General features: G+C 71.5%; 1 protein-coding gene. It reads left to right on the plus strand.

What is annotated here, in order from left to right; all coding sequences use genetic code 11:
- Positions 1-213: 213 nt before the first annotated feature.
- On the plus strand, positions 214-1,254 hold the full coding sequence (locus ACFPK1_RS32990; RefSeq protein ID WP_378025160.1) for an IS630 family transposase: 1,041 nt from the start codon (positions 214-216) through the stop codon (positions 1,252-1,254).
- Positions 1,255-1,286 lie beyond the last annotated feature (32 nt).

The raw sequence follows: 1,286 nt of genomic DNA on the forward strand, positions 1-1,286 counted from the left end.
CTAGTGCGTTGACCACGAAGGTTCGCCGGGCTCGCGACACGCCTCGTAGGTGCAACGCTGTGAGGGAGCAAGATCTCATTCTCGGGCCCGACTGCAGGTCGGGACCGGGAGTGGAGCGCGATGGCCGAACCAGTACGAGCGCGACGGCTAACGGATCAGGAAGGTCAGCGGCTGACCCAGATCGTGCGCCGGGGGCGGGGCAGCCCGATCCGGGTGCGCCGAGCGACGATCATCCTGGCCTCGTCGGCGGGGACCCCGGTGCCGGCGATCGCGCGGCTGGTCGCCGCCGACGAGGACACCGTCCGCGATGTGATCCACGCGTTCAACGCCCGGGGGCTCGATGCGCTGGACCCTCGGTGGGCGGGAGGCCGTCCCCGCCTGATCAGTGACGACGACGTCGAGTTCATCGTCGCGACGGCCACGACCCGCCCGGCCCGCCACGGGCTGCCGTTCACCCATTGGAGCGTGCGCAAGCTCGCCGCCCACCTCGCTCGCTGCGACCACCGCTGCGAGCACGGCCGCTCCCGCGGGCTGGTGATCGGCCGTGAGCGGCTGCGCCAGCTGCTGCGTGAGCGCGGGGTGTCGTTCCAGCGCACCCGCACCTGGAAGGAGTCCCACGACCCCGACAAGGACGCCAAACTCGACCGCATCGAGGAGGTGACCAGCCGCTTCCCGGAGCGCTGCTTCGCGTTCGACCAGTTCGGGCCGCTGTCGATCCGCCCCTGTCACGGCGCCACCTGGGCCGGCCAGACCCACCCGGTCCGGCTGCCCGCGACCTACCGGCGCACGCATGGCATCCGCTACTTCCACGGCTGCTACAGCCTCGGCGACGACCAGCTCTGGGGCATCACCCGCCGCCGCAAGGGCGGCGAGCACACCCTGGCCGCCCTCGAGTCGATCCGGGCCGCGCGCCCCGACGGCGCCCCGATCTACGTCATCCTCGACAACCTCTCGGCGAACAAGACCCCGAAGATCCGCGCCTGGGCCGCCCGCCACCGCGTCGAGCTGTGCTTCACCCCCACCTACGCCTCCTGGGCCAACCCCATCGAGGCCCAGTTCGGGCCGCTGCGCACCTTCACCATGGGCGCCTCGAACCACCCCAACCACCCCGCGCTGGCCCGCAAGATCCAGGACTACCTGCGCTGGCGCAACGCCAACGCTCGCCACCCCGACGTCCTTGCCGCCCAACGCCGCGAACGCGCCCGCGTCCGCAGCGAACGCCAACAACGCTGGGGGCGTCCCCGAGCCGCCTGAACTCGGTGAACGTTCATGGTCAACGCACTAGC

The sequence above is a fragment of the Actinomycetospora rhizophila genome, assembly GCF_042657905.1.
In the GTDB taxonomy this organism is placed as follows: Bacteria; Actinomycetota; Actinomycetes; order Mycobacteriales; family Pseudonocardiaceae; genus Actinomycetospora; species Actinomycetospora rhizophila.